Source organism: Bradyrhizobium sp. (assembly GCF_035570375.1).
Classification (GTDB): Bacteria; Pseudomonadota; Alphaproteobacteria; order Rhizobiales; family Xanthobacteraceae; genus Bradyrhizobium.
This window is the reverse complement of sequence record NZ_DATMLW010000131.1, coordinates 48595-70462: the sequence shown is the minus strand read 5'-3', so window position 1 is coordinate 70462 and position 21868 is coordinate 48595. Positions and strand designations below refer to the sequence as shown.

Sequence of the window (21868 nt, the reverse complement as noted above, 5' to 3'; positions counted from 1 at the left end):
TAGGAAGTTTCGCCGCGAACTGCGAATCTAGACCTTGCGCAACGTAAAACTCTGTAGTACAGAGTTCTCTGTATTGGTCAAAAACCGGGGCAAGGCAATGTCGAAATGGCTGATTCGGTTCCCGCTGAAATTCGCAGGCTGGGGTTTGGGCATCGTGGGTGCTGCCACGCTCGCGCTCGCCGCGATGATCGCAACGCCGCTCTCTCGACCGCCGGAACTGACCTCGGTGTCGAAAGCCGCGCGCGCCGTCGACCGCAGTACCATGCCGCCGCTGGCGCGCTTTTCCGCCCGCGACGGCACACAACTGGCATATCGGCACTATCCGGCGCGAGGGAACGCGAGCGGCAAGATCGCCATCCTCGTGCACGGCTCGTCGGGATCGAGCCCGGCGGTGCATGCGCTGGCGGATGCTCTCGCAGCCAGGGGCGTTGAAACCTACGCGCCGGATATTCGCGGCCACGGCGGCTCGGGTACGCGGGGCGACATCGCCTTCATCGGCCAGCTCGAAAACGATCTTGAAGACCTGGTCGCCACCGTACGGACGACCTCGCCCAACGAGTCCCTGATTCTCCTCGGCCATTCGGCCGGCGGCGGCTTTGCGCTTCGGGTCGCGAGTTCGCCGATCGGAGGCAAGTTCGCGCGCACCGTGCTGCTGGCGCCCTATCTCGGCTATGACGCGCCCACCAACCGACCGGATTCGGGCGGCTGGGCGAGCGCCGACATTCCGCGCTTCCTCGGGCTTGTCGCACTGCGCAGGCTCGGCATCGATTGCTGCGAAGCCTTGCCGACGCTTGCCTTCGCGGTGCCGGCAAATTCCGAACGGATACTTGTGCCGACCTACTCGTACCGATTGATGCGCAACTTCGCGACACGCGGCTACAGGCATGATTTCGCCGCCACCACCGGTCCGGTGACGCTTGTTTCCGGCTCTGAGGATGAACTGATGCTCGCGGATAAATATGCGGACGCGGTGCACGCTATCGCTCCCTCCGTCGAAGTGAGGCTGATCGAGGGCGTCGATCACATGGGGATTGTCAGCGACGCCAAGGCGGTCTCGGCGGTCGCGGACGAGGTCGCAAAGGCGCGGGTCGGATCGTGACCAGGATCGATCCGAAGGAGGCCGCCCGGGCGCTGAACGATATCGAGGAGATCGTTCAACGCGTTCGCCAGTCGCGAACCTATGACATCGCCAGCCAGATGATGATCCTGTGGGGCGTGTTGGTATTTGGGGGTAACATCGCGACCTTCCTCTGGCCGCGTGATGGCAGCTACATCTGGATTGGCGTCAACACGGCGGGCGCTTTGGGGGCGATCGCGATCAGCATGTTCCGCTTTCCCGGAGCCGGCGGCCCCGGCTTCGACCTGCGAATGGCGATGGCGTTCATCATGTTCTTCGCCTTCGGCCTGTTGTCCAGCGTGGTGTTCGGCCATTTCGGGCCGCGCGAGCTGGGGGCGTTCTGGCCGATCTATTTCATGCTCTTTTATTGCCTGGCCGGATTGTGGTTCGGTCGGGCCTTTATTTCCATCGGGATTGGCATTACCGCGCTGATCCTGATCGGCTATTTTTTCGTCGGCGGTGCCGCATTTCTGCTGTGGATGGCGGCAGTCAATGGCGGCGGGTTGATCCTGGGCGGCCTCTGGATGCGCAGGATCTGATGCATGGCCGAGCTCGACGACATCATCCACCAGCCGCTGCGCCTGAAGATCATGGCGGCGCTGAATGCGCTGCCCCCGGGCGCAGGGCTCGAATTCTCCCGACTGAAGAAACTGACCGGCGCAACCGATGGCAATCTCGGCGCCCATATCGAGACGCTTTCGAAATCGGGCTATGTGGGTGTCGTCAAGGCCTTTGTGGGCAAGAAGCCGCAGACCACGGTGAGTGCCACGGCAGCGGGGCGCGGTGCGTTCGCCCGCCACGTCGCGACCCTGCAGGAGATCATCGCGGCTTCGGCGCCGGAGAATTGACCGCCCTTAAATCCCTTGCGGCCAGATGGCGTTTTGTGCGACCGACGTATTTCCGCGGGACTTATTGCTGGCTTTGTGATGCACATTCTTCTGCTCGGTTCCGGCGGCCGTGAACACGCGTTGGCGTGGAAGATCGCGGCTTCGCCTTTGGTGACGAAACTCTGGTGCGCGCCCGGCAATGCCGGGATTGCGCGCGAAGCCGAATGCGTGGCGCTCGACATCGCCGACCACCCCACGGTGATCAATTTTTGCAGGAATCATGCGATCGAGCTCGTCGTGGTCGGCCCGGAAACGCCGCTCGCCGCCGGCATCGTCGACGATCTCGCAGCCGCCGGGATCAAGGCTTTCGGACCGAGCAGGCAGGCCGCGCGGCTCGAGGGCTCGAAGGGCTTCACCAAGGCGCTCTGCAGCGAATTCGGCATTCCGACCGGCGCCTACGGCCGTTTCAACAACGCAGCCGACGCGCTTGCCCATGTGCGAAGGCAGGGTGCGCCGATCGTGGTCAAGGCCGACGGGCTTGCCGCCGGCAAGGGAGTCGTGGTCGCGATGACGCTGGCCGAAGCGGAAGCGGCGGTCGCCATCATGTTCGACGGCGCGTTCGGCAAGGCAGGCAGCGAGGTCGTAATCGAGGAATATCTTGCCGGCCGCGAGATCAGCTTTTTTGCGCTGTCCGACGGCGAGACCGCGATTCCGCTCGCTTCTGCCCAGGACCACAAGCGCGTGTTCGACCATGACCAGGGACCGAATACCGGCGGCATGGGCGCTTATTCGCCGACACCATTGGTGACGGCCGAAATTCACAGCCAGATCATGCAGAGGATCATTCTTCCCACCGTGGCGGGAATGAAGGCGCGCGGCACCCCGTTTCGCGGCGTACTCTATGCCGGCGTGATGTTGACGACAGACGGACCCAAACTGTTCGAATACAACGTTCGCTTCGGCGACCCCGAATGCCAGGTGCTGATGCTGCGCATGATGTCGGATATCGTGCCGGCGATGCTGGCAGCCTGCGACGGCCAATTGAAGAATTTCGATATTCGCTGGTTCGACGAATCCGCGCTGACGGTCGTCATGGCGGCGAAAGGTTATCCGGGCGATTACAAGAAGGGAAGTCGCATCGAGGGGCTTGATGAGGCGAGCAAGATCGAGGGCGTTGAGATTTTCCACGGCGGCACCATTTTCAGCGATAGCCATGTCCTCGCCAATGGCGGCCGGGTTCTGAATATCTGCGCGTCCGCCAAGACGATTAGCGAGGCGCAACGGCGCGCATATGCGGCGGTCGACCGGATCAGGTGGAGCGATGGATTCTGCCGGCGCGATATCGGCTGGCAGGCGATCGAGCGGAACAAGGCGCCGAAATAAGCTGAGCGTGGAGTAAGTGCGATGTCCGATCTCGCCGATCTGTTTCCGGGTTTTTCTTCCGAATGGATCAACACCAGGGCCGGGCGCATCTTTGCCCGCGTCGGGGGCAAGGGGCCGCCGCTTCTCCTGCTGCATGGCTTTTCCGAAACCCATGTGATGTGGCATCGCGTGGCGCCGCAACTGGCCGACGAGTTCAGACTCGTGATCGCGGACCTGCCTGGCTACGGCTGGTCGGATATGCCGGAAAGCGACAAGGATCACGCGCCCTATACCAAACGCGCGATGGCGCGGACCATCGTCGAGGCGATGGAGCAACTCGGACACGTGCATTTTGCTCTTGCCGGGCACGATCGCGGCGGCCGCGTCGCCTATCGTCTGGCGCTCGATCATCCCGGCCGGCTATCGCGGCTTGCGGTGCTTGATATCCTGCCGACCTACGAGTATTGGGCGCGCATGGACCGGCTCTACGCGCTGAAAATCTACCACTGGACCTTCCTGGCGCAGCCTTTCCCGCTGCCGGAAACCCTGATCGGTGGCAATCCGGATTTTTTCCTCAAGTACAAGATGGCAAGCCAGACCAAGTCGAAAGATCTTCACGGGATCGATCCGCGCGCGCTCGAACATTATCTGGCACCCTTCCGCGATCCTTCGCGCGTGCATGCGATGTGCGAGGACTACCGGGCCGGCGCCTATGCCGATTTCGATATCGACAAGTCCGACCGCGACGCCGGCAAGAAGATCACGATCCCGATGCTCGCATTGTGGGGCGATGCCGGGATTGCGCGCGCCGCGGCGACGCCGCTCGAAACCTGGAGGAACTGGGCAACCGATGTTTCCGGCGCGCCGATCGATTCCGGCCATTTCCTCACCGAAGAGAATCCGGACGCGACCGCCAAAGCGCTGCGGCAGTTTTTTAGGACGTAGTGCCTTTGTCACTGCTAGGGAAGTGCGCCCCTCTCCCGCTAGCGGGGGAGGGTTGGGGTGGGGGTGTTCTCGGAAAAAACGCGCTGCGCGATCAGACAGATTTCCCCCACCCGCCGCGCTCTGGCGCGCAAATTGCGGCGCCGAGCGCGTCGACCTCCCCCGCAAGCGGGAGAGGTGGAGATCAAGCTCACCTTCGCACCTTGAAAAATTCCCGCAGCAGCGCCGCAGCCTCTCGCTCGCCGACGGCCGAATAGATTTCCGGGACGTGATGGCAGGTCGGGGATGCAAAGAACCTCACGCCGGATTCCACCGCGCCTCCTTTGGGATCGGCCGCGCCGTAATAAAGCCGCCTGATCCGCGCCAGCGAGATCGCGCCCGCGCACATCGTACATGGCTCCAGCGTGACGTAGAGGTCGCAATCGACCAGCCGCTCTGTTCCGATGATTTCGGCCGCCTGTCGGATTGCCAAGATTTCCGCGTGCGCGGTCGGATCGCGGTCGGTCAAGGTCTGGTTGCTGGCAGTCGCGATCACCTCGTAGTCTCGCACAATCACGCAACCAATCGGGACCTCGCCGGAGTTTCCGGCATTTTCGGCGGCTTTCAGCGCCAAATCCATGAAAGAGGGCGCGGTCATACCTCGTATCATCGAAATAAACCTGCTATGAGAGGCGCCTTCAGCAAAAGTGGATACCGTTTTGCGAGAGAATGCGCCTCGATGCTTTTTAGAAGAGCGCGCGACTAGTGTCCTGATTCCGAAGTTCGCATCATTTTGCGGCGACCAGGTTTGCGAACTTCGGAAGCGAAAGGACACTAGCAAGTCATTGTTTCCAGTGTGGCTTTGGTTCAGAAGTCCGCATGACGAACTCGCAGTAACAATGATGCGGACTTCTGAACCGCCACGCTAGCCTGATTCTAACCGGCGAAGGCCAAATCCACGCGCCGTTTGCCCTGTACCCGAAGTGAGCCCGTTCATGCCCCGCGATCGCGACAAACACAATGATTCCCGCGGAAGGCCGAACCGTCCCGGCGGCGGCAAAGGCCGCTTCGGCGACCGCAGGGGAGGAGAGAAGAAATTCGAAAAGCGGGGGTTTGCCAAGGGCGGCGGCGAAAAATCCCGCCCCCGAAAGCCTTATTCCGCATTTGACAAGGCGGACGGCGACCATCGTGAAGATCGCCGTCCGCGCTTCGCGAGCGACAACCGCCGTCGCCGTGGGGAAGCGGACGAGGCACGCCCGGCGGCGCGCTTTGAGGGCCGGAAATTCGCTGACAAGCGGGCATATCGACCGCACGGCGAAGGGTCTCGAAAAGAGAGCGATCGGCCCGGGCGCGATCGGCCGTTTGCTGCCCGGGCGCGAAGAGAGCGCGTCAATGGCGATTGGCCGGATCGCGGTGAGGAAAAGCCATGGCAAAAGCGCGAGCATCGTGATCGTGATCAGCGGCGAGGTCTCGACAAGCCGAGAGGATTCGGCAAGTCCCGCCACGACAGACCACGCGAAGCGCACGGTGGTGATGAGCGGCCGCGATCTTCGCGAGGGCGCGAAGACCGTCCATTTCGCGATGCTTCGCCTCCTGAGCGTCAGCGATTTGATCGCTCACGTGAGCGTTCCGAGCGTCGCGCCGACTGGCACGAGCATCCGCGCAGCGAAGAACGATCGTTCACCCGCGATGCGAAGAGGCCGCGCCGCGGCAACGAGGACAAGGGCAGAACGTTCGCAAAGCGTCCGCCGTTCGGCGGCCGCGGGGCTTATCGTGAACGCAATTTCGAGGAGCGACGCCCGGCTCGTCCTCCGCAAGCGCGAAAAACCGGCGAACGCATCGCCAAGGTCCTGGCGCGGGCGGGACTTGCTTCGCGCCGCGACGCCGAAGAGTGGGTCGTGCAGGGGCGCGTCACGGTCAACGGCCGTCTGATCAATTCGCCCGCACTCGATGTCACCGCAAACGACGTCATCACGGTCGACGGAAAGCCGTTGCCGCCACGCGAGCGCACCCGCCTGTTCCTCTATCACAAGCCGCGCGGGCTGATGACGACCCATGCCGATCCCGAAGGGCGGCCGACCGTGTTTGACAATCTGCCCGAAGGCCTGCCGCGCCTGATCAGCGTCGGTCGGCTCGATTTCAACACCGAAGGTCTTTTGCTCCTGACCAACGATGGCGGGTTGGCGCGCGCGCTCGAATTGCCCGAGACCGGCTGGTTGCGGCGCTATCGCGTCCGCGCCCATGGCGAGGTGACGCAAGCGCAACTCGACGAGTTGAAGCAGGGCGTCGAAATCGACGGCGTCAAATATGGCCCTGCTGAGGCGACGCTGGAGCGGGATTCCGGCGCCAACGTCTGGCTGGTGTTTGCGATACGCGAGGGCAAGAACCGCGAGGTGCGCAACGTGATGGCGCATCTCGGTCTCGAAGTGAACCGGTTGATCCGGATCTCCTACGGTCCGTTCCAGCTTGCCGAACTGGGCGAAGGCGAGGTGGAGGAGGTCAAGACGCGGGTGCTGCGCGAGCAACTCGGCGAAAAGATCGCAACTCTGGCAGGAGCAGACTTCGACCGGCCGATCCATCATCAGACGGCGGCAGATTCCGCGCATGAGGAGGCCGCCGCATCGCGCAGCAAGAAACCATTCAAGCCGGCGGGCAAGAGCGGCCTGATCGAGGATCGCAAGGGCCGCCGCGTGCTGGTGCAGCGTAGCGGCAGCGAGGAGGGGCGGGCGCACAACGAAGCCGAAGCCAATGGCTATGGCCCGCCACGGCGTCCCAAACGCGGTTATCACGGCAAGCGCGATTTCAAGCCGCGGGACGAGTAGGGTGGCTCGCCTTATGAGTTCTGGAGTTTCATCGGCTGCTTGTCTCGCTGCTTCGTCAACGGTCTCACTGTTCCCTCCCCCCTTGCCGGGGAGGGTCAGGGAGGGGGGTATCCAACGGGGATTCTTTGTTCGTGGCACCCCCACCCCCAACCCCTCCTTGCAAGGGGGAGGGGAGTTCAGAGCCCTCTAATGCGCATCGTCGGCGGAAGATTGAAAGGCCGCAATCTCGCCTCGCCTGCCTCGCGCGACATTCGTCCGACGGCGGATCGCCTGCGCGAGTCGCTGTTCAACATCCTGATCCACGCCTACGACAATCCGATTGCCGATGCGCGCGTGCTCGACCTGTTCGCAGGCACCGGCGCGCTCGGCATCGAGGCGGTCTCGCGCGGCGCCAAATTCGCGCTGTTCGTCGACAATGGCGCCGAGGCGAGGGCCTTGATGCGCAACAATGTCGAGGCGCTCGGCCTTGGCGGCGCTACCAAGATCTATCGCCGCGACGCCACCCATCTCGGGCAAGCGCATCCGGTCGAGCCGTTTTCGCTGGTGTTTCTCGATCCGCCCTACGCCAAGGGTCTGGCGGACAAGGCGCTCGTCTCGTTGCGCGATGGCAGCTGGCTGACGCCCGGCGCGCTGTTGGTCATCGAAGAAGCGAAAGCCGCGGCCTTCAAGGCGCCGGAAGGTTTTGAGGAACTGGAACGGCGGGCCTATGATGATACGGAATTTGTGATTCTGCGCGCTGAATGATCTCGTCATTCCGGGGCGCGAGTGAAACGAGCGGGCCCGGAATCCATAGCGCCGCTGTAACGTGGAGAGAAATGGATTCCGGGTTCGCGACTTCGTCGCGCCCCGGAATGACGGCTAGGGAGCGGTCACCTTCGTCCGAACAGCTTTTCGATGTCGGCGAGCTTCAGTTCCACATAAGTCGGACGGCCGTGATTGCATTGACCGGAATTCGGCGTGTCCTCCATCTCGCGCAACAGCGCGTTCATTTCCTCGGGCTTGAGACGGCGGCCGGCGCGCACTGAGCCGTGGCAGGCCATGGTGGCCGCGACATGCATCAGGCGGCGCTCCAGCGGCAACGTCTCATCCCATTCCGCCATGTGCTCGGCGAGATCGCGCAACAGCGCGCCGGCGTTGGCCTTGCCGAGCAGCGACGGCGTCTCGCGCACCGCGATTGCGCCGGGTCCGAAGGACTCGATGGCGAGACCAAACGAAGCAAGCTCGCCGGCGCGCGCAAGCAGCCGTTCGACGGTGGCTTCGTCCAGTTCCACGATTTCCGGGATCAGCAGGATCTGACGTTGCACGCCATCTCGTGCAAGGGACGCCTTCAGCCTTTCATAGACGATGCGCTCGTGGGCAGCGTGCTGATCCACGACAATGAGGCCGTCGCGGGTTTGCGATACGATGTAGGTCTCGTGGATCTGCGTGCGCGCCGCTCCCAGCGGGCGGTCGAGCAGGTCAAAGGCCGGCTGATCCTCAAAGCGAACGTCCGCCGTCGGCGCGCCGACGTCGAACGCAGCCTGCCCCGGCTCGGAAATAGCAGCCACCGCCGCGCGCTCGAAAGACGGCAGCCTCCCGGCAGCGGGACGGGAAGGCGAGCGCCGCCAGTCCCAATTGGTCGGGCGTGGCGCAAACGAGGGACGGAACGCCGATATCGCCGTGCCATCGCTGTTGGCCGCCGTGCGCTTTCCTTCGCGCGATAATCCCTCCTTCAGCGCATGCACTATCAGCGCGCGGACGAGGCCGGCATTGCGGAAGCGAACCTCGGTCTTGGCCGGATGCACATTGGCGTCGACGCCTTCGGGATCGAGGGTTACGAACAGCGCAACGAGCGGGTGGCGGTCGCGGGGCAAATAATCGGAATAGGCCGCGCGCACCGCGCCCAGGATCAGCTTGTCGCGCACCGGCCGTCCGTTGACGAACAGATATTGCCCGAGCGCATTGGCCCGCGTCAGCGAGGGCGCTGCGGCAAATCCTTCGACCACGACGCCGTCGCGCGCGGCGCCAACCTCGATCGCCTGACCACGAAAATCCGCGCCCAGAATGTCGCCAAGCCGTGTCAGCCGGCCAGCAGTGCCGGGCAGGGCCGCCACCCAGGTCACCGGCGCGCGTTCCTCACCGGCAAGGGTGAATGCAACGTCGGGCCGCGCCATCGCCAGCCGCCGCACGACCTCGCGGATCGCTTCGGCCTCGGTGCGGTCGGTCTTGAGGAATTTCAGCCGCGCCGGCGTCGCATAGAAGAGATCGCTGACCTCGACCCGGGTTCCTCCAGACAGCGCCGCCGGCACGATGGAGGATTTCGTCCCGCCTTCGACTGTCAGCGACCAGGCATGCGGCTCGCTGGCATGGCGCGTGATGATGTTGAGTTTTGCCACAGCTCCGATCGAGGGCAGTGCCTCGCCGCGAAAGCCGAGCGTGCGGATTCTGAGGAGGTCCTCGTCGTCGAGTTTCGAGGTGGCATGGCGGTCGACCGCAAGCGACAGATCGGCATGGTTCATGCCGCTGCCGTCGTCGGTGATGCCGATCCGTCGCCGCCCGCCGCCATCGGTGAAGATGTCGATCCGGCCGGCGCCGGCGTCGATCGCATTCTCGACCAGTTCCTTGACCACGCTGGCAGGGCGTTCGACCACTTCGCCGGCGGCGATGCGGTTGACGATCTGTTCGGGGAGTTGACGAACGGGCATAGGGCTGGGTTTGAGACGCGACTCGGGGCAGTTCCCGGCATTCTAGTCGCCGCACGCGGTAAATGCATGCAACCAATGCAGCCGCCATCAAGGGGCAACCGCCTTGATTATCGCATTGAGTATATTGACCTTCCCCTGCGGCCAACAGCATGCGCCCTGATATTCAACAGCATTGTGAGGCCGCGCCGCCCGGTATATCGTTTTAAAAAAACGACGTTCCGCCGGGAGAGAACCATGTGCCATCTGTTCGCGCATCAGCCGCAACGCGACTATGAATCGCAGACGCGATCGCTCCGGATCAACGGACACTGCACGTCGATCAGGCTCGAAATGTCGTTCTGGGACACTCTGGAGGAGATCGCGGCGAAGGAAGGCATGAGTCTGGCGAAATTTCTCACCACGCTGCACAACGAGGTGCTGGATCATCACGGCGAGGTCAAGAATTTAGCTTCGCTGTTGCGCTGCTCTTGCCTGATCTATCGCTCGAAGCAGGTCTGCCTCGTTCCGGAATTTGCTGCCAAATCCGCTCGCGTGCTCGACGCTGCCGAATAGCCTGGTGTGGCGGTTCAGAAGTCCGCATCATTGTTGTCGCGAGTTCATTATGCGGACTTCTGAACCGAAGCCACAATAGAATCAATGAGTTGCTAGTCTCCTTTCGATCCGAAGTTCGCAAACGAAGTCGCCGCAAAATGATGCGAACTTCGGAATCAGGACACCGTGTTTGCCAGGGCGTTAAGCCGGAAAACGGCTCCGCTCGCCGGCGCGCGGAGCCGTTTGTCGTTTCCTCAGATCTCTTTCTTCTGCATCGCGCCTGCGATGTAGTCCGCCTGACGGACCGCGAGCGACACGATGGTCAGCGTCGGGTTGCAGGCCGCGCCGCTGGTGAACTGACTGCCGTCGGACACGAACAGGTTCTTGATGTCGTGCGTCTGGCCATACTTGTTCACCACGCCGTCCTTCGCCTTCTCGCTCATCCGGTTGGTTCCGAGATTGTGCGTCGACGGGTAGGGCGGCGTCGGGTAAGTCACGGTCGCGCCGACCGCCTCGTAGACCGCCGCGCCTTGCTTGTGGGCATGGGCGCGCATCGCGACGTCGTTCGGATGGTCGTCGAAATGCACGCTCGCGACCGGCATGCCGAACTTGTCCCTGGCCACCGGGTCGAGGGTGATGCGGTTGGTCTCCTGCGGCATGTCCTCGCCGACCAGCCACATGCCGGCCATCCGCGGATAGGATTCCATGGCGCTCGTGAACGAGCGGCCCCATGCCCCGGGATTGAGGAAGGCGGCCATGAAGGGCAAGCCGATCGACAGCGTCTCCATCTCATAGCCGCCGACGAAGCCGCGTTTCGGATCGTTCTTCGATTCATCACGGATGATGCCGGCCATGGTGGTGCCGCGATACATGTGCACCGATTTGTCGAACGCAGCATACACGCTGCCCGTCATGTGCCGCATGTAGTTGCGGCCGACCTGGCCTGATGAGTTGGCAAGGCCATCCGGGAACATGGTCGAAGCACTGTTGAGCAACAGGCGCGGGCTCTCGATCGAGTTCCCGGCGATTGCCACCACGCGTGCCTTCTGGCGCTGCATCGCGCCGGACTGGTCCGCATAGACTACGCCCGTCACCTTGCCGGCAGCATCATGCTCGATCTTGATCGCCATGCTGTTGGGTCGGACCTCGAGATTGCCGGTCGCTTCGCCCTTGGGAATTTCAGTGTAAAGCGTCGACCACTTGGCGCCGGATTTGCAGCCCTGGAAGCAGAAGCCGATCTGCAGGCAGGAACCGCGGCCGTCGCGCGGCTCGCTGTTGATCGCCATGTTGCCGGTGTGCACCGTCTTGTAACCGAGCTTTTTCGCACCTGCCTCGAGAACCTTGAAATTGTTGTTGCCGGGTAACCCCGGAATGCCGTTGGTGCGGGTGACGCCCATCTTGTTTTCGGCCTTGGCGTACCACGGCTCCATTTCGGCGAGTGTGATGGGCCAGTCCTGCAGGTTGGCGCCGGGAATGTTGCCATAGGTGGTCTTCGCCTTGAACTCGTGCTCGTCGAAGCGCAGCGACGCTCCCGCCCAATGTGTGGTCGAGCCGCCGACCGCCTTTACGATCCAGGCCGGAAGATTGGGAAAGTCCTTGGCCACGCGCCAGGTGCCCGATGTGGTACGCATGTCGGACCAGGCGAGCTGACTGAAACTTTCCCATTCGTCGTTTACGAAGTCCTGGTTTTCGATGCGCGGACCGGCCTCGAGAATCACGACCTTGACGCCCTTCTGCGCAAGCTCGTTACCAAGCGTTCCGCCGCCGGCGCCCGAGCCAATGATCACGACCACAGCGCTGTCGTTCTGGTCAAATTTTGCAGCCATTGTTTCCTCCTGACTTTTTTCTCGCCGAAGCCTTCAGGCCTTCGGGAGCCAGTCGATATCGGCGAAGCCGCGGTTGATGTAGCCGCCATGCTCGGCGGAAGAGCCCTCGTAGCCGAATTTCGGCCAAACCTCTTTCTGGTTGTAGAGCGAAACGATGAGGTCGCCGCGGACCTTCTGGAAGAAGTCGCTCTGCTCGATGCCCTGCAGAAGCGCGACGCGGTCAGCCTCCCAGGCCACCTCCGCATAGGATACCTTGTGGCGCTCGCGGGCATTCTGGTCGAGCCGGGCCACGCCGTCCGTGATCATCGCTTTCACGGCCGGATCTTTCGCCGCCTTGGCGTCCCATCCTTTGATCGCGATGCTGTAGTAACTGTCGGCGAGGAAATCGTGCGGATAGATGTCGCGCGCGATCTTCACCAGCGTCTTCAAGGTCGCTGGCGTCAACGCGGCGGCGTCATCCGCCCAGGCGTCGGTGAATCCAATACCGGTGCTGGTTGCAACTGCGACGGCTGGCACCGTCGTCGCCGCGCCTTGCAGGAAGACGCGGCGATCATATTTGCGACGACGATCGACTTCTCTCATGGGTTTCCTCCGTTGAAAGTGTTGTTATCTGCGATGCGAGCTATCCAAAGCGGCCGCCTTTCTGAATCACCTCGATCTTGTAGCCGTCCGGATCGGTGGCGAAGAAGAAGCGCGCCAGCGTCTTGCCGTCATGCTTGAAGTCGCGCAAAGGTCCCGGCGACAATTTTTCGCGTTCGAAGCGGGCGTGTTCGGCATCGACATCGTCGACGACGACGGCGAGATGGCCGTAACCGTCGCCAAGCGCGTAGGGCTCCCTGCGATCGAAATTGACAGTCAGCTCGACCTCGAAGGGCGATGATGGATGGCGCAGGTAGATCAGCGCGAAATCGGGGAATTTCAGATGATCGGCAACCTGGAGTCCGAAAGCGCGCTTGTAATAGTCGACCGATTTCGCCTCGTCGAAAACGCGGATCATCGAATGGACCGGTTTTGCCATTCAGTGCAGCTCCTTCAGATAAGCGATGATGGCGGCGCGGATCTCGGGCCTGGCCTGACGGTAGGCCATGATTGAGCCGGGTATCATCTCCTGCGGATTGGTGATCCAGGTGTCGAGCGTGATGTCGTCCCAGGCGAAATCGGCCTTGGCGAACCCGGCGGAGTAGTGGAAGCCATCAACCGCCCCGGCGCGCCGGCCGATGATGTTGAACAGCGACGGCCCTTGCCGAGCGGGATCGCCGAGATTGGTGGTATGACAGGTCGCGCATTGTTGCTTGAACAACGTCGCACCATCAGGCGGCTTCGGCGCCGGGAGCGGCATTTGCGCCGCCGCAATCTGCGCGTTCAGCAGCGCGCAACAAAACCCGAGCCCGATTCGCAGCCGAAGTGACCGTGTCGCACGCATCCCTGTCATCGACATCACCGTCAGAGTGCAACGACTTTAGGTCGCGGCAGAGCGGCCGTGGTAGTAGCGGGCTGTTTTGTGTGAGAACAAAAAGCCGCCGTATTTGATCGGGGCAGCTTACAGGCGAGCGAGTTCATGGCGGGTCGCGTCGGAGACAGGCGGGAATCAATCTTCGAAACCGCCTGGCCGGCGCTTGGCCTTGACGTCGCTGCGGCGCTTCTTGCCTTCCAGCCGGCGCTGCTTCGATCCGAACGTCGGCTTCGTCGGCCGCCGCGGAACCGGCGGCGTCATGGCCTCGCGCAACAATCCGACGAGGCGATCGATCGCGTCCGTGCGGTTGCGCTCCTGGGTGCGGAAGCGTTGCGCGTGAATCACGATCACGCCGTCCTTGGTAATGCGCTGGCCGGCAAGCCGGCTAAGCCGCGCCTGCGCGTCGGCGGGCAGGCTTATCCGGCGCGTGTCCAAGCGCAACTGCGCGGCGGTGGAGAGCTTGTTGACATTCTGGCCGCCCGGTCCTGAGGCGCGCACGAACGAGATCTCGAGATCGTTCTCATCAATTGTGAGATCGCGGGCAATCCGCAGCATGGCATCACCGGGCCGAAAAGAAATCCTGTAACGGAGTTGGGCGCCGGCAACATAGCGTCTTTGGGGACGGTTTGCCTCGCGGCCCGCCCCTTATTACCACTCCGCACCTTGGAAATCAGTTCGCCTTGGCGGGGGTCACGATGGCGGGCTCGGTTGCCGTCTGCGAGGCGCGGCCGACCACCACGGTGAGAAGGCCATGTCCCCACAGCCGTTGGGCGGCCCGTTTCGCGTCCTCGAGGGTGACCGCATCGACGAGCGCATTGCGCCGCTCGATGTAGTCGATCGGCAGGTGATCGAGCTGGTACTGCAGCAATGCCCCCGCAAGCTTCGCAGACGTATCGAGCGAGAGCATCCGCGAGCCCTTGAGATAGGATTTGGCCTCGTCCAATTCCTGCTTTGTCGGACCTTCCTCGGCGATGCGGCGGACCTCGCTGGTGACGGCGTCGACGGTCTCGCCGGCGCGATCGGCGCGGGTTCCAGTATTCCCGACGAACATCGCGGAGTGATCCATCCACAACAGCGACTCATAGACCGAATAGGCAAGCCCGCGCTTCTCGCGGACCTCGCGGTAGAGACGCGAGGACAGCGATCCGCCGCCGAGAATGTGGTTGACGACAAAGGCGGGCATGAAATCGGGATCGCTGCGCTTGATGCCGGGACCGCCAAAGGTCACGACGGTTTGCGGCACGTCGAGCGGAATGAACGCGCGTTGCGGCGGCTGCGCTGCGTCGATATCGGGCACCGGGGCAAGGCTCGATCGGGCCGGCAAGCCGCCGAACGTCTGGTCCAGCAACCTGCCGAGGGAAGCAGCGTCGATATCGCCGACCACGGCAATCTTCAATCTCTCCCTGGTCAGGACGCGTCCGACGTAGTCCTTCAAGTCGGCGACCGTGATGCGCGGAACGCTTTGCAGGTTGCCGTTGGTCGGCCGGCCATAGGGGTGGTCGCCGTAGGCGAGCTCGAGGAACTTCCGGCTGGCGAGCGCCGAGGGATTTGAGGTTTCGCGCTTCAATCCCGAAAGGACCTGGGTGCGGATGCGTTCGACGTCGGCGCCGTCGAAATGCGGCGAGGAGAGCGACATCCGAAGCAGATCGAAGGCTTCATCCTTGTCGTCCCTGAGCATGCGCAGACTGCCTCGGAAGAAATCCCGCGACACGCTGAAGTTCAACTCGATGGCACGGCGCTCGAGCCGCTCGTGAAACGTCCTGGAATCCAGATCGCCGGAACCTTCGTCGATGAGGTCGGCGACCATGTTGGCGACGCCCGACTTGCCATCGGGGTCCTGCGCCGCGCCGCCGCTCATGGCAAATTCCATCGCCACGATCGGCACGGTCGCGTCCTGCACGAACCAGGCCTCGATGCCGCCGGGCGAAATCAGGTGCTGGATTTTTGCCGCTGCACGCGCGGGCGCCGAGGTCCAGACGGTCATCGCCAGGCATGCGGCAACGAGCAATCCGATCTGCCGCATCCCGGGTTCAGGCTTCATCACGACCGCTTCTCCTCGTGTTTGGGCGTGGCATCCTTGATGAGATACCCGGTCACCGAGCGTTTCTTGTCGAGCCATTTCTGCGCGGCCTGCCGGACCTGATCGGCGGTGACGGCGCGGATGCGATCGGGCCAGCTTCTGATGTCTTCGATGCTGAGCCCGGTGGTCAGCGCGCCGCCATACCAGCGGGCGAGCGTGGCCTGGTTATCCTGCGCATAAATGGCTTCGGCGATAAGCTGGGTTTTGACCCGCTCGAGATCTTCGGCGCGGATCGCGCTTTGCCCGATATCCGCGATCACCTCGTCGATCACCTGCTCGAGTTGCGAAAATTCAACGCCGGGCCTTGGCGAAGCCGAGATCGCGAACTGCGTCGCGTCGAGCGAGGTCCCCTGATAGCTCGCGCTGGTGGTGACTGCGAGCGGCCGGTCGATCACCAGCCTGCGATAAAGATAGGAGTTGCTGCCGCCGCCCATCAATTGCGCGAGCACGTCGAGTGCGGCGCTTTCTCCGGCGGCTGCCGTGGCGGCCGAAGGCACCAGATAATAGCGCCGCAGACCGGGTTGCTCGACGCGCGGGTCGGATAGCGTCACGGTCCGGGCCGCAGCCGGCTCGGGCTCCTGGGGACGAACGCGCTGCACCGGTATGGCCGGTCGCGCGGGGACGGCGCCGAACGCTCGTTCGACCATCGGGCGAATATCGTTCGCCTCGACGTCTCCGGCGATCACCAGCGTGGCGTTGTTGGGGGCATAGAAGCGCCTGTAGAAGGCCAGCGCGTCTTCGCGATCGAGTTGTTCGATTTCCTGGCGCCAGCCGATCACCGGGCGTCCATAGGGGTGATTGAGATAGAGCGCAGCCATGATCTGTTCGGTCAGCCGCGCTTCCGGATTGTTGGCCACCCGCATGTTGAATTCTTCGAGCACGACATCGCGCTCGGGCAGCACGTTTTCATCCTTGAGGACGAGGCCGGTCATGCGATCGGCCTCAAATTCCATCATCCTGCCGAGTTCTTCGCTCGGCACGCGCTGAAAATATCCGGTGTAGTCGGTGGAGGTGAAGGCGTTCTCGTTGCCGCCGACCCTGAGCACGGTCTGGGAAAATTCGCCTGCAGGATGTTTGCTCGTTCCCTTGAACATCAGATGCTCAAGAAAATGCGCCAGCCCGGATTTGCCGGGCGTCTCGTCGGCCGAGCCGACCTTGTACCAGATCATTTGCGTGACGACGGGGGTGCGATGATCCGGGATCACCACCACCTGCAGGCCATTGCCAAGCGTGAACGTGGCCGGCGGCACGGAGGTCACTGTCGTTTCGGCGAAAGCGTTCGCTGATGAGAGCACCGCACCCGAAAGTAAGGCGGCGAAGATAGAAACCCTGCAGGCGTGTAACGACATTATAGCCTTTGATGGATGCCCGAAGGTTTCGGGGAAAATGTCACAATGCCGCGCCACGCACGGCAGGCGATCAGCGTCAGCAAGCCGGTCGTCAGCAGATGACTCTATTTTGCCATGCTGGTTGCGCTCGACCGTTGGGCGAGCGGGTTACGGTCAGGATTGGATTCCCCGCCCAGCAGTCCCTTCGATTCGGGGGCGTAGGGATAGTTCGGGGACGGCGTCTGATACCCCGCCGGTGGTTGGGTCAGAGCCTCCCGGGTCGGCTCACTTCCAGGCTGCACCGCAAGCTCGGTTTTCTTGGTGCCGAACAGATTGCCGATGTCGAGACTGTCGCCGAGGCCCAGCGATTTGCTCAGCCCGCCCGTAAAGAGGTCACCCGGCTGGTCGTAGACCGGGTCGGTCCGGGCCGTTCCGTTGCTATCGTTCGCGTAAGCTGGACGAGTGGTGCCAGGAGCAGGAGGCTCGTCAGGCGGAGGGGCGATGTTGACCGGGCGAGCCGGGCCAGCGGCTGCCGTTTGATTCGCCGCAGCCTGGACGCGGGCCGGGGGCGGCGCATTCTTCTTCTTGGCCTCGATGACGGCCTTGCGCTGCCTCTCGTCCGGGTCCTTGGGCCAGTTCGCAATCTGGGTGTTCTGGGCTGCGGCAGTCGGCGGCGGCAGATCGAGCTTCGGAGGCACCACCAGCGGAGACCGCTCGCGGTAATCGATGCCGCGGTTGTCCATATTGGTGCCGCGGACCGTGTTGTAGAAGCCGTCCATGAATTTTTCGCCGAAGGTTCTGTTGTCCTCTTCGGCGCGCGCGCTGCCTGCGGACACGGCGAGGGCCATCCCCAACGCGATGACGGCGAGCCGCAGCACAGGCGTCGCCACATTCGACGAATTCCGCACGATCCAACCGCTAGTGCCCACTTTTCGAAGTTCGTACTCCATCGCAGCGTCCCCTTTTACGAACTTCGAAAAGTTATGGGCACTAGCAAAGCTACGATTCCAGTGCCGATTTCCCATTTGAAGTTCCTGGACGGAGTCTGCCGCCCGCGACGCAGGAACTTCAAATCGGCGGCACTAGCCTCGGTCCGGCGCATCGCGTTTTTCCTGTCCAAAATTTCCCCGCGGCCCCGCCTGTCAAGCGTACAATCCAGCACACCCTCAAGCCTTTAACTTGCTGGGTTCGTATCTGCCGGGATCAGGGCGCTTTTGCGGCGGGTGCCCCCAAGAAGGAATCATACAACAGGGCCGCAACCCCGGCAACAATCGCCACGTCGGCAAAGTTAAACACGTACCAATTGAAGGTTTTTTCGCCAATCTGAACGTGAAACAGGGCAAAATCGACCACCGCGCCGTAGGCGAAGCGGTCGATGGCATTGCCGATCGCCCCGCCGATGATAAGGCCAAGCGCAATCGTTGCGATCAGGTTGCGCGACCTTGCCATCCAGATCGCCAATATCAATACCGCAGCCGCCTTGATCAGCATCAGGGCGATCTGGGCCGCCGGACTGTCGCTCTGGAACCAGCCGAAACTGATCCCGGGATTCCACGCCAGCACCAGATCCAAGAACGGCGCGAGCTTGACCGCGCCGCGACGGCCGATGTCGAACACGCGGAGCAACCAGAGTTTCGAGGCCTGGTCGAGCGCGAGCACGGCAACGGCCGCGATCACACCTGCGCGTAGTTGGCTGCTCAAATCGCCACTCCCGGGGCCTTCCATTCGCGCAAAGCCTGGGCGTCGCGCGGCGAAACGTCGGGGTATTCGCGATCTTCACCCACCGTCGGCAGAATCTTCCAGGAGCGGGCGCATTTGCTGCCCGCTGCCTTTTCGACCACGACCGCGACATTCGGCACGTCGCTCAACCGGAACGCGTCGGCGGGCGAGTCCTCATTGGTCACCATCGCGTTCGAGGTGATGCAAACTTCGGCCAGATCGATGTCGAACAGCGTGTCGAAAATCGCCTGGTCCGAAATGTAGACCAAAGGCGAGGCTTCGAGCGAAGAGCCGATGCGCTTGGCCGCGCGCTCGATTTCCAGCGCCCCGGTGACGACGCGGCGCACGGCGCGGATCGTCTCCCATTTCGCCGCCAGCGCCTCATCGCGAAAGTCAGCAAGACCATCCGGGAAGGTGAGCAAATGCACGGACGGCGGTCCGTGCGGCCGGTACATGAACCAGGCTTCGTCGGCGGTAAAGCTGATGATGGGCGCGAGCCACCTCAAGATCGCGTCGCAAAGAATATCGACAGTCGTGAGCGCCGCCTTGCGGGTCGTCGACGACGGCGGATCGCAATACAGAACGTCCTTGCGGATGTCGAAGTAGAACGCCGACAAATCGGTGTTCATGAAATGCGTGAGCGAGGCGACCACCGTCTTGTAATCGAAGTTTGCGTAGGCCTCGCGCACGACCGCGTCGATCTCGCTCAACCGGTGCAGCATCAACCGCTCGAGTTCGGGCATATCGGCGGCTTCGACGTCATCGCCCGGCTTGAAATGATGCAGCGTGCCGAGCATCCAGCGGATCGTGTTGCGCAGCTTGCGGTAGGTTTCGACGTTGTTTTTCAGGATCTCCGGGCCGATGCGCTGGTCGTCGGCATAGTCGGTAGAAGCGACCCACAGCCGCAAGATATCGGCGCCCGATTGCGCGATCACCTTTTGCGGCTCGACGGTATTGCCGAGCGACTTCGACATTTTGCGGCCGTTCTCGTCGAGCGTGAAGCCGTGCGTCAGCACGACGTCATAAGGCGCGCGCCCGCGCGTGCCGCAGCTCTCGAGCAGCGAGGAGTGAAACCAGCCACGGTGCTGGTCCGAACCCTCCAGATACATCACGGTGTCGGCGCCGCCATCGACCTTGCGCCTGATGCCGGCAAGACCCGGAAAGTGCACGGGGTCTTCCAGCACGAAAGCGTGGGTCGAGCCGGAATCGAACCAGACGTCGCAGATGTCGTCGATCCTCTTCCATTCCTCGTTGGCCAGCGGTCCGAGGAAGCGCTCGCGGGCGCCTTCCATGTACCAGGCGTCCGCGCCTTCCCGCTCGAACGCGTCCGTGATGCGCTTGTTCACGGCCTCGTCCTGCAGGATTTCAGCCGAGCCATCAGGCTTTTCGCGGATGAAGACCGCGATCGGCACGCCCCAGGCGCGCTGGCGCGAGATCACCCAGTCGGGCCGGCTTGCGATCATGCCGGTGATGCGATTTTGGCCCGCGGGCGGCACCCACTCGGTGACAGAGATCGCGTGCAGCGCGCGATCGCGCAAGGTGTCACCGACTTCCTTCACCTCTCCCCGCCGGGGAGAGGTCGACGTTTGAGCGGCAGCGAGAACATCGGGTGAGGGGGCTCCACCACCTGACCCCTCCCCCTCACCCGTCCGTTTCGCGGCCGACCTCTCCCCAGCGGGGAGAGGTAAGGAGAAAGGTTTATCCATCGCGATGAACCATTGCGGCGTGTTGCGGAAGATCACCGGCTTCTTCGAGCGCCACGAATGCGGGTATTGATGCTTCAATCGTGAGCGCGCAAGCAGCATGCCGGCGTCGATCAGGGCCTTGATGACAGCCTCATTGGCATCGCCCTTCTCGCCCTTGTCGTTGATCACGCGTTTCCCGGTGAAGCCAGGCGCATGGTCGGTGAAGGCGCCGTTTTCGTCGACAGTGTAGGGGATGGTCGTGTTGATGCCGCGCGCTTCCAGCTCGCGGGCATTCGCGGTCCAGACGTCGAAGTCTTCGCGGCCGTGGCCGGGAGCAGTATGTACGAAGCCGGTGCCGGTATCCTCGGTGACGTGTTCGCCTGCGAGCAGCGGCACCTTGAAGGCGTAACCGCCGTCAAGGCTCTTCAGCGGGTGGGCGCATTCGACCGCGTCGAGGGTTTCGCCGGGCACGTTGCGGACCTTCTCGTAGGCCGTGACGCGCGCCTGCTTGAACACGCTTTCCGCAAGCGCGTCGGCAAGGATCACAAGATCACCGGCCCTCGCCCAATTGTCGGAGGGTGCGTCAGTGACCCTGTAAAGTCCGTAGGCGATTTTCGGCGAAAAGCTGATGGCGCGGTTGCCGGGCAGCGTCCAGGGCGTGGTGGTCCAGATCACGATACTGGCGCCGGCGAGCACGCCATGCGCGGGAGAGGTGACCGGGAATTTCACCCAGACCTGATCAGAGGTGTAATCCTCGTACTCCACCTCGGCTTCGGCCAACGCGGTCTTTTCCACCACGCTCCACATCACGGGCTTGGAGCCGCGGTAGAGCGTGCCGTTGGCGGCGAACTTCATCAACTCGCGGGCAATCTGCGCCTCGGCGAAATAGTCCATCGTCGCGTAGGGGTGGTCCCAGTCGCCGATGATGCCAAGCCGCTTGAACTCCTCGCGCTGAACGTTGAGCCAGTGCGTGGCATAGGCACGGCACTCTTTCCGGAAGGCAACCATCGCCGCCGAATCGCGGAAGTCGGGTTTGGCCTTGCCCTTGGAGCGATAGTTCTCTTCCTCGATCTTCCATTCGATCGGCAGGCCGTGACAGTCCCAGCCGGGCACGTAGTTGGAGTCAAAGCCGAGCATCTGCTGGCTCTTGGTCACGACGTCCTTGAGGATCTTGTTGAGCGCGTGCCCGATATGGATGTTGCCGTTGGCATAGGGCGGGCCGTCATGCAGCACGAATTTGGTCCGCCCGGCGGACGATTTGCGCAGCCTCTCGTAGAGGCCGATTCCATACCAGACCTTGAGGATCTCAGGCTCGCGCTGGGGCAGGCCGGCCCGCATCGGGAATTCCGTCTGCGGCAGGAACAGGGTTTTGGAATAGTCTTTGGCTTCGGACTTCTGTGGCTTTTCGGACATCAGGGCTCTGAAATCGGGCTCAAGCGGAAAGACGCGATTCGCTTCGCGGGTGAACGAAATCCCCGGTCTTGCGCCGAGCCGAAGCTCAGGCGGAAGCCGG

The 21868-nt window shown here is 62.8% G+C and carries 20 protein-coding genes; 8 read left to right on the top strand and 12 right to left on the bottom strand.

What is annotated here, in order from left to right; all coding sequences use genetic code 11:
- Positions 1-97: 97 nt before the first annotated feature.
- The 5 genes from VNX23_RS14180 (at position 98) to VNX23_RS14160 (ending at position 4251) form a co-directional block, all read left to right on the top strand.
- Positions 98-1099: an alpha/beta hydrolase gene (locus tag VNX23_RS14180; protein WP_325630958.1), complete on the top strand. Its 1002-nt coding sequence runs from the start codon at positions 98-100 to the stop codon at positions 1097-1099.
- Complete coding sequence (locus VNX23_RS14175) at positions 1096-1656, top strand: hypothetical protein (RefSeq protein ID WP_325630956.1); 561 nt, start codon at positions 1096-1098, stop codon at positions 1654-1656. The genes VNX23_RS14180 and VNX23_RS14175 overlap by 4 nt, the downstream gene beginning before the upstream one ends.
- A 3-nt stretch (positions 1657-1659) precedes the next feature.
- Positions 1660-1965 carry a transcriptional regulator gene (locus VNX23_RS14170; RefSeq protein ID WP_325630954.1) on the top strand — a complete coding sequence of 102 codons (306 nt, stop codon included), beginning with the start codon at positions 1660-1662 and terminating at the stop codon, positions 1963-1965.
- Between the two features lie 78 nt (positions 1966-2043).
- Positions 2044-3327, top strand: a complete 1284-nt coding sequence (gene purD, locus VNX23_RS14165) for a phosphoribosylamine--glycine ligase (RefSeq protein WP_325630953.1) — start codon at positions 2044-2046, stop codon at positions 3325-3327.
- Positions 3328-3348: 21 nt separating this feature from the next.
- Positions 3349-4251 (top strand): alpha/beta hydrolase, encoded by a 903-nt coding sequence (locus VNX23_RS14160; RefSeq protein WP_325630952.1) that lies wholly within the window; start codon positions 3349-3351, stop codon positions 4249-4251.
- Positions 4252-4438: 187 nt separating this feature from the next.
- Here VNX23_RS14160 and VNX23_RS14155 read toward each other — a convergent pair whose 3' ends face one another.
- A complete protein-coding gene (locus VNX23_RS14155) occupies positions 4439-4885 on the bottom strand; it encodes a nucleoside deaminase (RefSeq protein WP_325630950.1) in 447 nt (148 codons plus the stop codon).
- A 337-nt stretch (positions 4886-5222) separates the two neighbouring features.
- Here VNX23_RS14155 and VNX23_RS14150 point away from each other — a divergent pair, with 337 nt between their 5' ends.
- Together VNX23_RS14150 and rsmD are read left to right on the top strand one after the other, a co-directional pair.
- Positions 5223-7049: a pseudouridine synthase gene (locus tag VNX23_RS14150; RefSeq protein ID WP_325630949.1), complete on the top strand. Its 1827-nt coding sequence runs from the start codon at positions 5223-5225 to the stop codon at positions 7047-7049.
- 189 nt (positions 7050-7238) lie between these two features.
- On the top strand, positions 7239-7793 hold the full coding sequence (rsmD, locus tag VNX23_RS14145) for a 16S rRNA (guanine(966)-N(2))-methyltransferase RsmD (protein ID WP_325630947.1): 555 nt from the start codon (positions 7239-7241) through the stop codon (positions 7791-7793).
- Between the two features lie 125 nt (positions 7794-7918).
- Here rsmD and mutL read toward each other — a convergent pair whose 3' ends face one another.
- Positions 7919-9733 (bottom strand): DNA mismatch repair endonuclease MutL, encoded by a 1815-nt coding sequence (mutL, locus tag VNX23_RS14140; RefSeq protein ID WP_325630945.1) that lies wholly within the window; start codon positions 9731-9733, stop codon positions 7919-7921.
- Positions 9734-9967: 234 nt separating this feature from the next.
- Here mutL and VNX23_RS14135 point away from each other — a divergent pair, with 234 nt between their 5' ends.
- Complete coding sequence (locus VNX23_RS14135) at positions 9968-10285, top strand: ribbon-helix-helix domain-containing protein (protein ID WP_325630943.1); 318 nt, start codon at positions 9968-9970, stop codon at positions 10283-10285.
- Positions 10286-10518: 233 nt separating this feature from the next.
- Here VNX23_RS14135 and VNX23_RS14130 read toward each other — a convergent pair whose 3' ends face one another.
- From VNX23_RS14130 to ileS, 10 genes are all read right to left on the bottom strand, one after another.
- Entirely contained in the window at positions 10519-12090 is a 1572-nt protein-coding gene (locus tag VNX23_RS14130) for a GMC family oxidoreductase (RefSeq protein ID WP_325630941.1), read from the bottom strand.
- A gap of 33 nt (positions 12091-12123) precedes the next feature.
- The gene (locus VNX23_RS14125; RefSeq protein WP_325630939.1) at positions 12124-12672 is read right to left on the bottom strand and encodes a gluconate 2-dehydrogenase subunit 3 family protein; all 549 of its coding nucleotides are present in this window, start codon (positions 12670-12672) and stop codon (positions 12124-12126) included.
- A 40-nt stretch (positions 12673-12712) separates the two neighbouring features.
- Positions 12713-13108: a VOC family protein gene (locus VNX23_RS14120; RefSeq protein ID WP_325630937.1), complete on the bottom strand. Its 396-nt coding sequence runs from the start codon at positions 13106-13108 to the stop codon at positions 12713-12715.
- Positions 13109-13429, bottom strand: coding sequence for a c-type cytochrome (locus VNX23_RS14115; protein ID WP_325631023.1), 321 nt, complete (start codon positions 13427-13429; stop codon positions 13109-13111).
- A gap of 249 nt (positions 13430-13678) precedes the next feature.
- Positions 13679-14098, bottom strand: coding sequence for an alternative ribosome rescue aminoacyl-tRNA hydrolase ArfB (gene arfB, locus VNX23_RS14110; RefSeq protein WP_325630935.1), 420 nt, complete (start codon positions 14096-14098; stop codon positions 13679-13681).
- 115 nt (positions 14099-14213) lie between these two features.
- Entirely contained in the window at positions 14214-15566 is a 1353-nt protein-coding gene (locus VNX23_RS14105; RefSeq protein ID WP_325631021.1) for a pitrilysin family protein, read from the bottom strand.
- A 17-nt stretch (positions 15567-15583) separates the two neighbouring features.
- Positions 15584-16972 (bottom strand): pitrilysin family protein, encoded by a 1389-nt coding sequence (locus tag VNX23_RS14100; RefSeq protein ID WP_325630933.1) that lies wholly within the window; start codon positions 16970-16972, stop codon positions 15584-15586.
- 104 nt (positions 16973-17076) lie between these two features.
- On the bottom strand, positions 17077-17901 hold the full coding sequence (locus VNX23_RS14095; protein WP_325630931.1) for a hypothetical protein: 825 nt from the start codon (positions 17899-17901) through the stop codon (positions 17077-17079).
- Positions 17902-18154: 253 nt separating this feature from the next.
- A complete protein-coding gene (gene lspA, locus VNX23_RS14090; protein WP_325630929.1) occupies positions 18155-18676 on the bottom strand; it encodes a signal peptidase II in 522 nt (173 codons plus the stop codon).
- Positions 18649-21768, bottom strand: a complete 3120-nt coding sequence (ileS, locus tag VNX23_RS14085) for an isoleucine--tRNA ligase (protein ID WP_325630928.1) — start codon at positions 21766-21768, stop codon at positions 18649-18651. Before ileS ends, lspA begins: the two co-directional genes overlap by 28 nt.
- Positions 21769-21868: the final 100 nt, after the last annotated feature.

What these genes read in the sequence shown, in the direction of transcription:
- VNX23_RS14180 (WP_325630958.1), top strand. Translation starts at nt 98, where the DNA reads ATGTCGAAATGGCTGATTCGGTTCCCGCTGAAATTCGCAGGCTGGGGT.
- VNX23_RS14170 (WP_325630954.1), top strand. Translation starts at nt 1,660, where the DNA reads ATGGCCGAGCTCGACGACATCATCCACCAGCCGCTGCGCCTGAAGATC.
- purD (WP_325630953.1), top strand. Translation starts at nt 2,044, where the DNA reads ATGCACATTCTTCTGCTCGGTTCCGGCGGCCGTGAACACGCGTTGGCG.
- VNX23_RS14160 (WP_325630952.1), top strand. Translation starts at nt 3,349, where the DNA reads ATGTCCGATCTCGCCGATCTGTTTCCGGGTTTTTCTTCCGAATGGATC.
- VNX23_RS14155 (WP_325630950.1), bottom strand. Translation starts at nt 4,885, where the DNA reads ATGACCGCGCCCTCTTTCATGGATTTGGCGCTGAAAGCCGCCGAAAAT.
- VNX23_RS14150 (WP_325630949.1), top strand. Translation starts at nt 5,223, where the DNA reads ATGCCCCGCGATCGCGACAAACACAATGATTCCCGCGGAAGGCCGAAC.
- rsmD (WP_325630947.1), top strand. Translation starts at nt 7,239, where the DNA reads ATGCGCATCGTCGGCGGAAGATTGAAAGGCCGCAATCTCGCCTCGCCT.
- mutL (WP_325630945.1), bottom strand. Translation starts at nt 9,733, where the DNA reads ATGCCCGTTCGTCAACTCCCCGAACAGATCGTCAACCGCATCGCCGCC.
- VNX23_RS14135 (WP_325630943.1), top strand. Translation starts at nt 9,968, where the DNA reads ATGTGCCATCTGTTCGCGCATCAGCCGCAACGCGACTATGAATCGCAG.
- VNX23_RS14130 (WP_325630941.1), bottom strand. Translation starts at nt 12,090, where the DNA reads ATGGCTGCAAAATTTGACCAGAACGACAGCGCTGTGGTCGTGATCATT.
- VNX23_RS14125 (WP_325630939.1), bottom strand. Translation starts at nt 12,672, where the DNA reads ATGAGAGAAGTCGATCGTCGTCGCAAATATGATCGCCGCGTCTTCCTG.
- VNX23_RS14120 (WP_325630937.1), bottom strand. Translation starts at nt 13,108, where the DNA reads ATGGCAAAACCGGTCCATTCGATGATCCGCGTTTTCGACGAGGCGAAA.
- VNX23_RS14115 (WP_325631023.1), bottom strand. Translation starts at nt 13,429, where the DNA reads ATGCCGCTCCCGGCGCCGAAGCCGCCTGATGGTGCGACGTTGTTCAAG.
- arfB (WP_325630935.1), bottom strand. Translation starts at nt 14,098, where the DNA reads ATGCTGCGGATTGCCCGCGATCTCACAATTGATGAGAACGATCTCGAG.
- VNX23_RS14105 (WP_325631021.1), bottom strand. Translation starts at nt 15,566, where the DNA reads ATGCGGCAGATCGGATTGCTCGTTGCCGCATGCCTGGCGATGACCGTC.
- VNX23_RS14100 (WP_325630933.1), bottom strand. Translation starts at nt 16,972, where the DNA reads ATGTCGTTACACGCCTGCAGGGTTTCTATCTTCGCCGCCTTACTTTCG.
- VNX23_RS14095 (WP_325630931.1), bottom strand. Translation starts at nt 17,901, where the DNA reads ATGGAGTACGAACTTCGAAAAGTGGGCACTAGCGGTTGGATCGTGCGG.
- lspA (WP_325630929.1), bottom strand. Translation starts at nt 18,676, where the DNA reads ATGGAAGGCCCCGGGAGTGGCGATTTGAGCAGCCAACTACGCGCAGGT.
- ileS (WP_325630928.1), bottom strand. Translation starts at nt 21,768, where the DNA reads ATGTCCGAAAAGCCACAGAAGTCCGAAGCCAAAGACTATTCCAAAACC.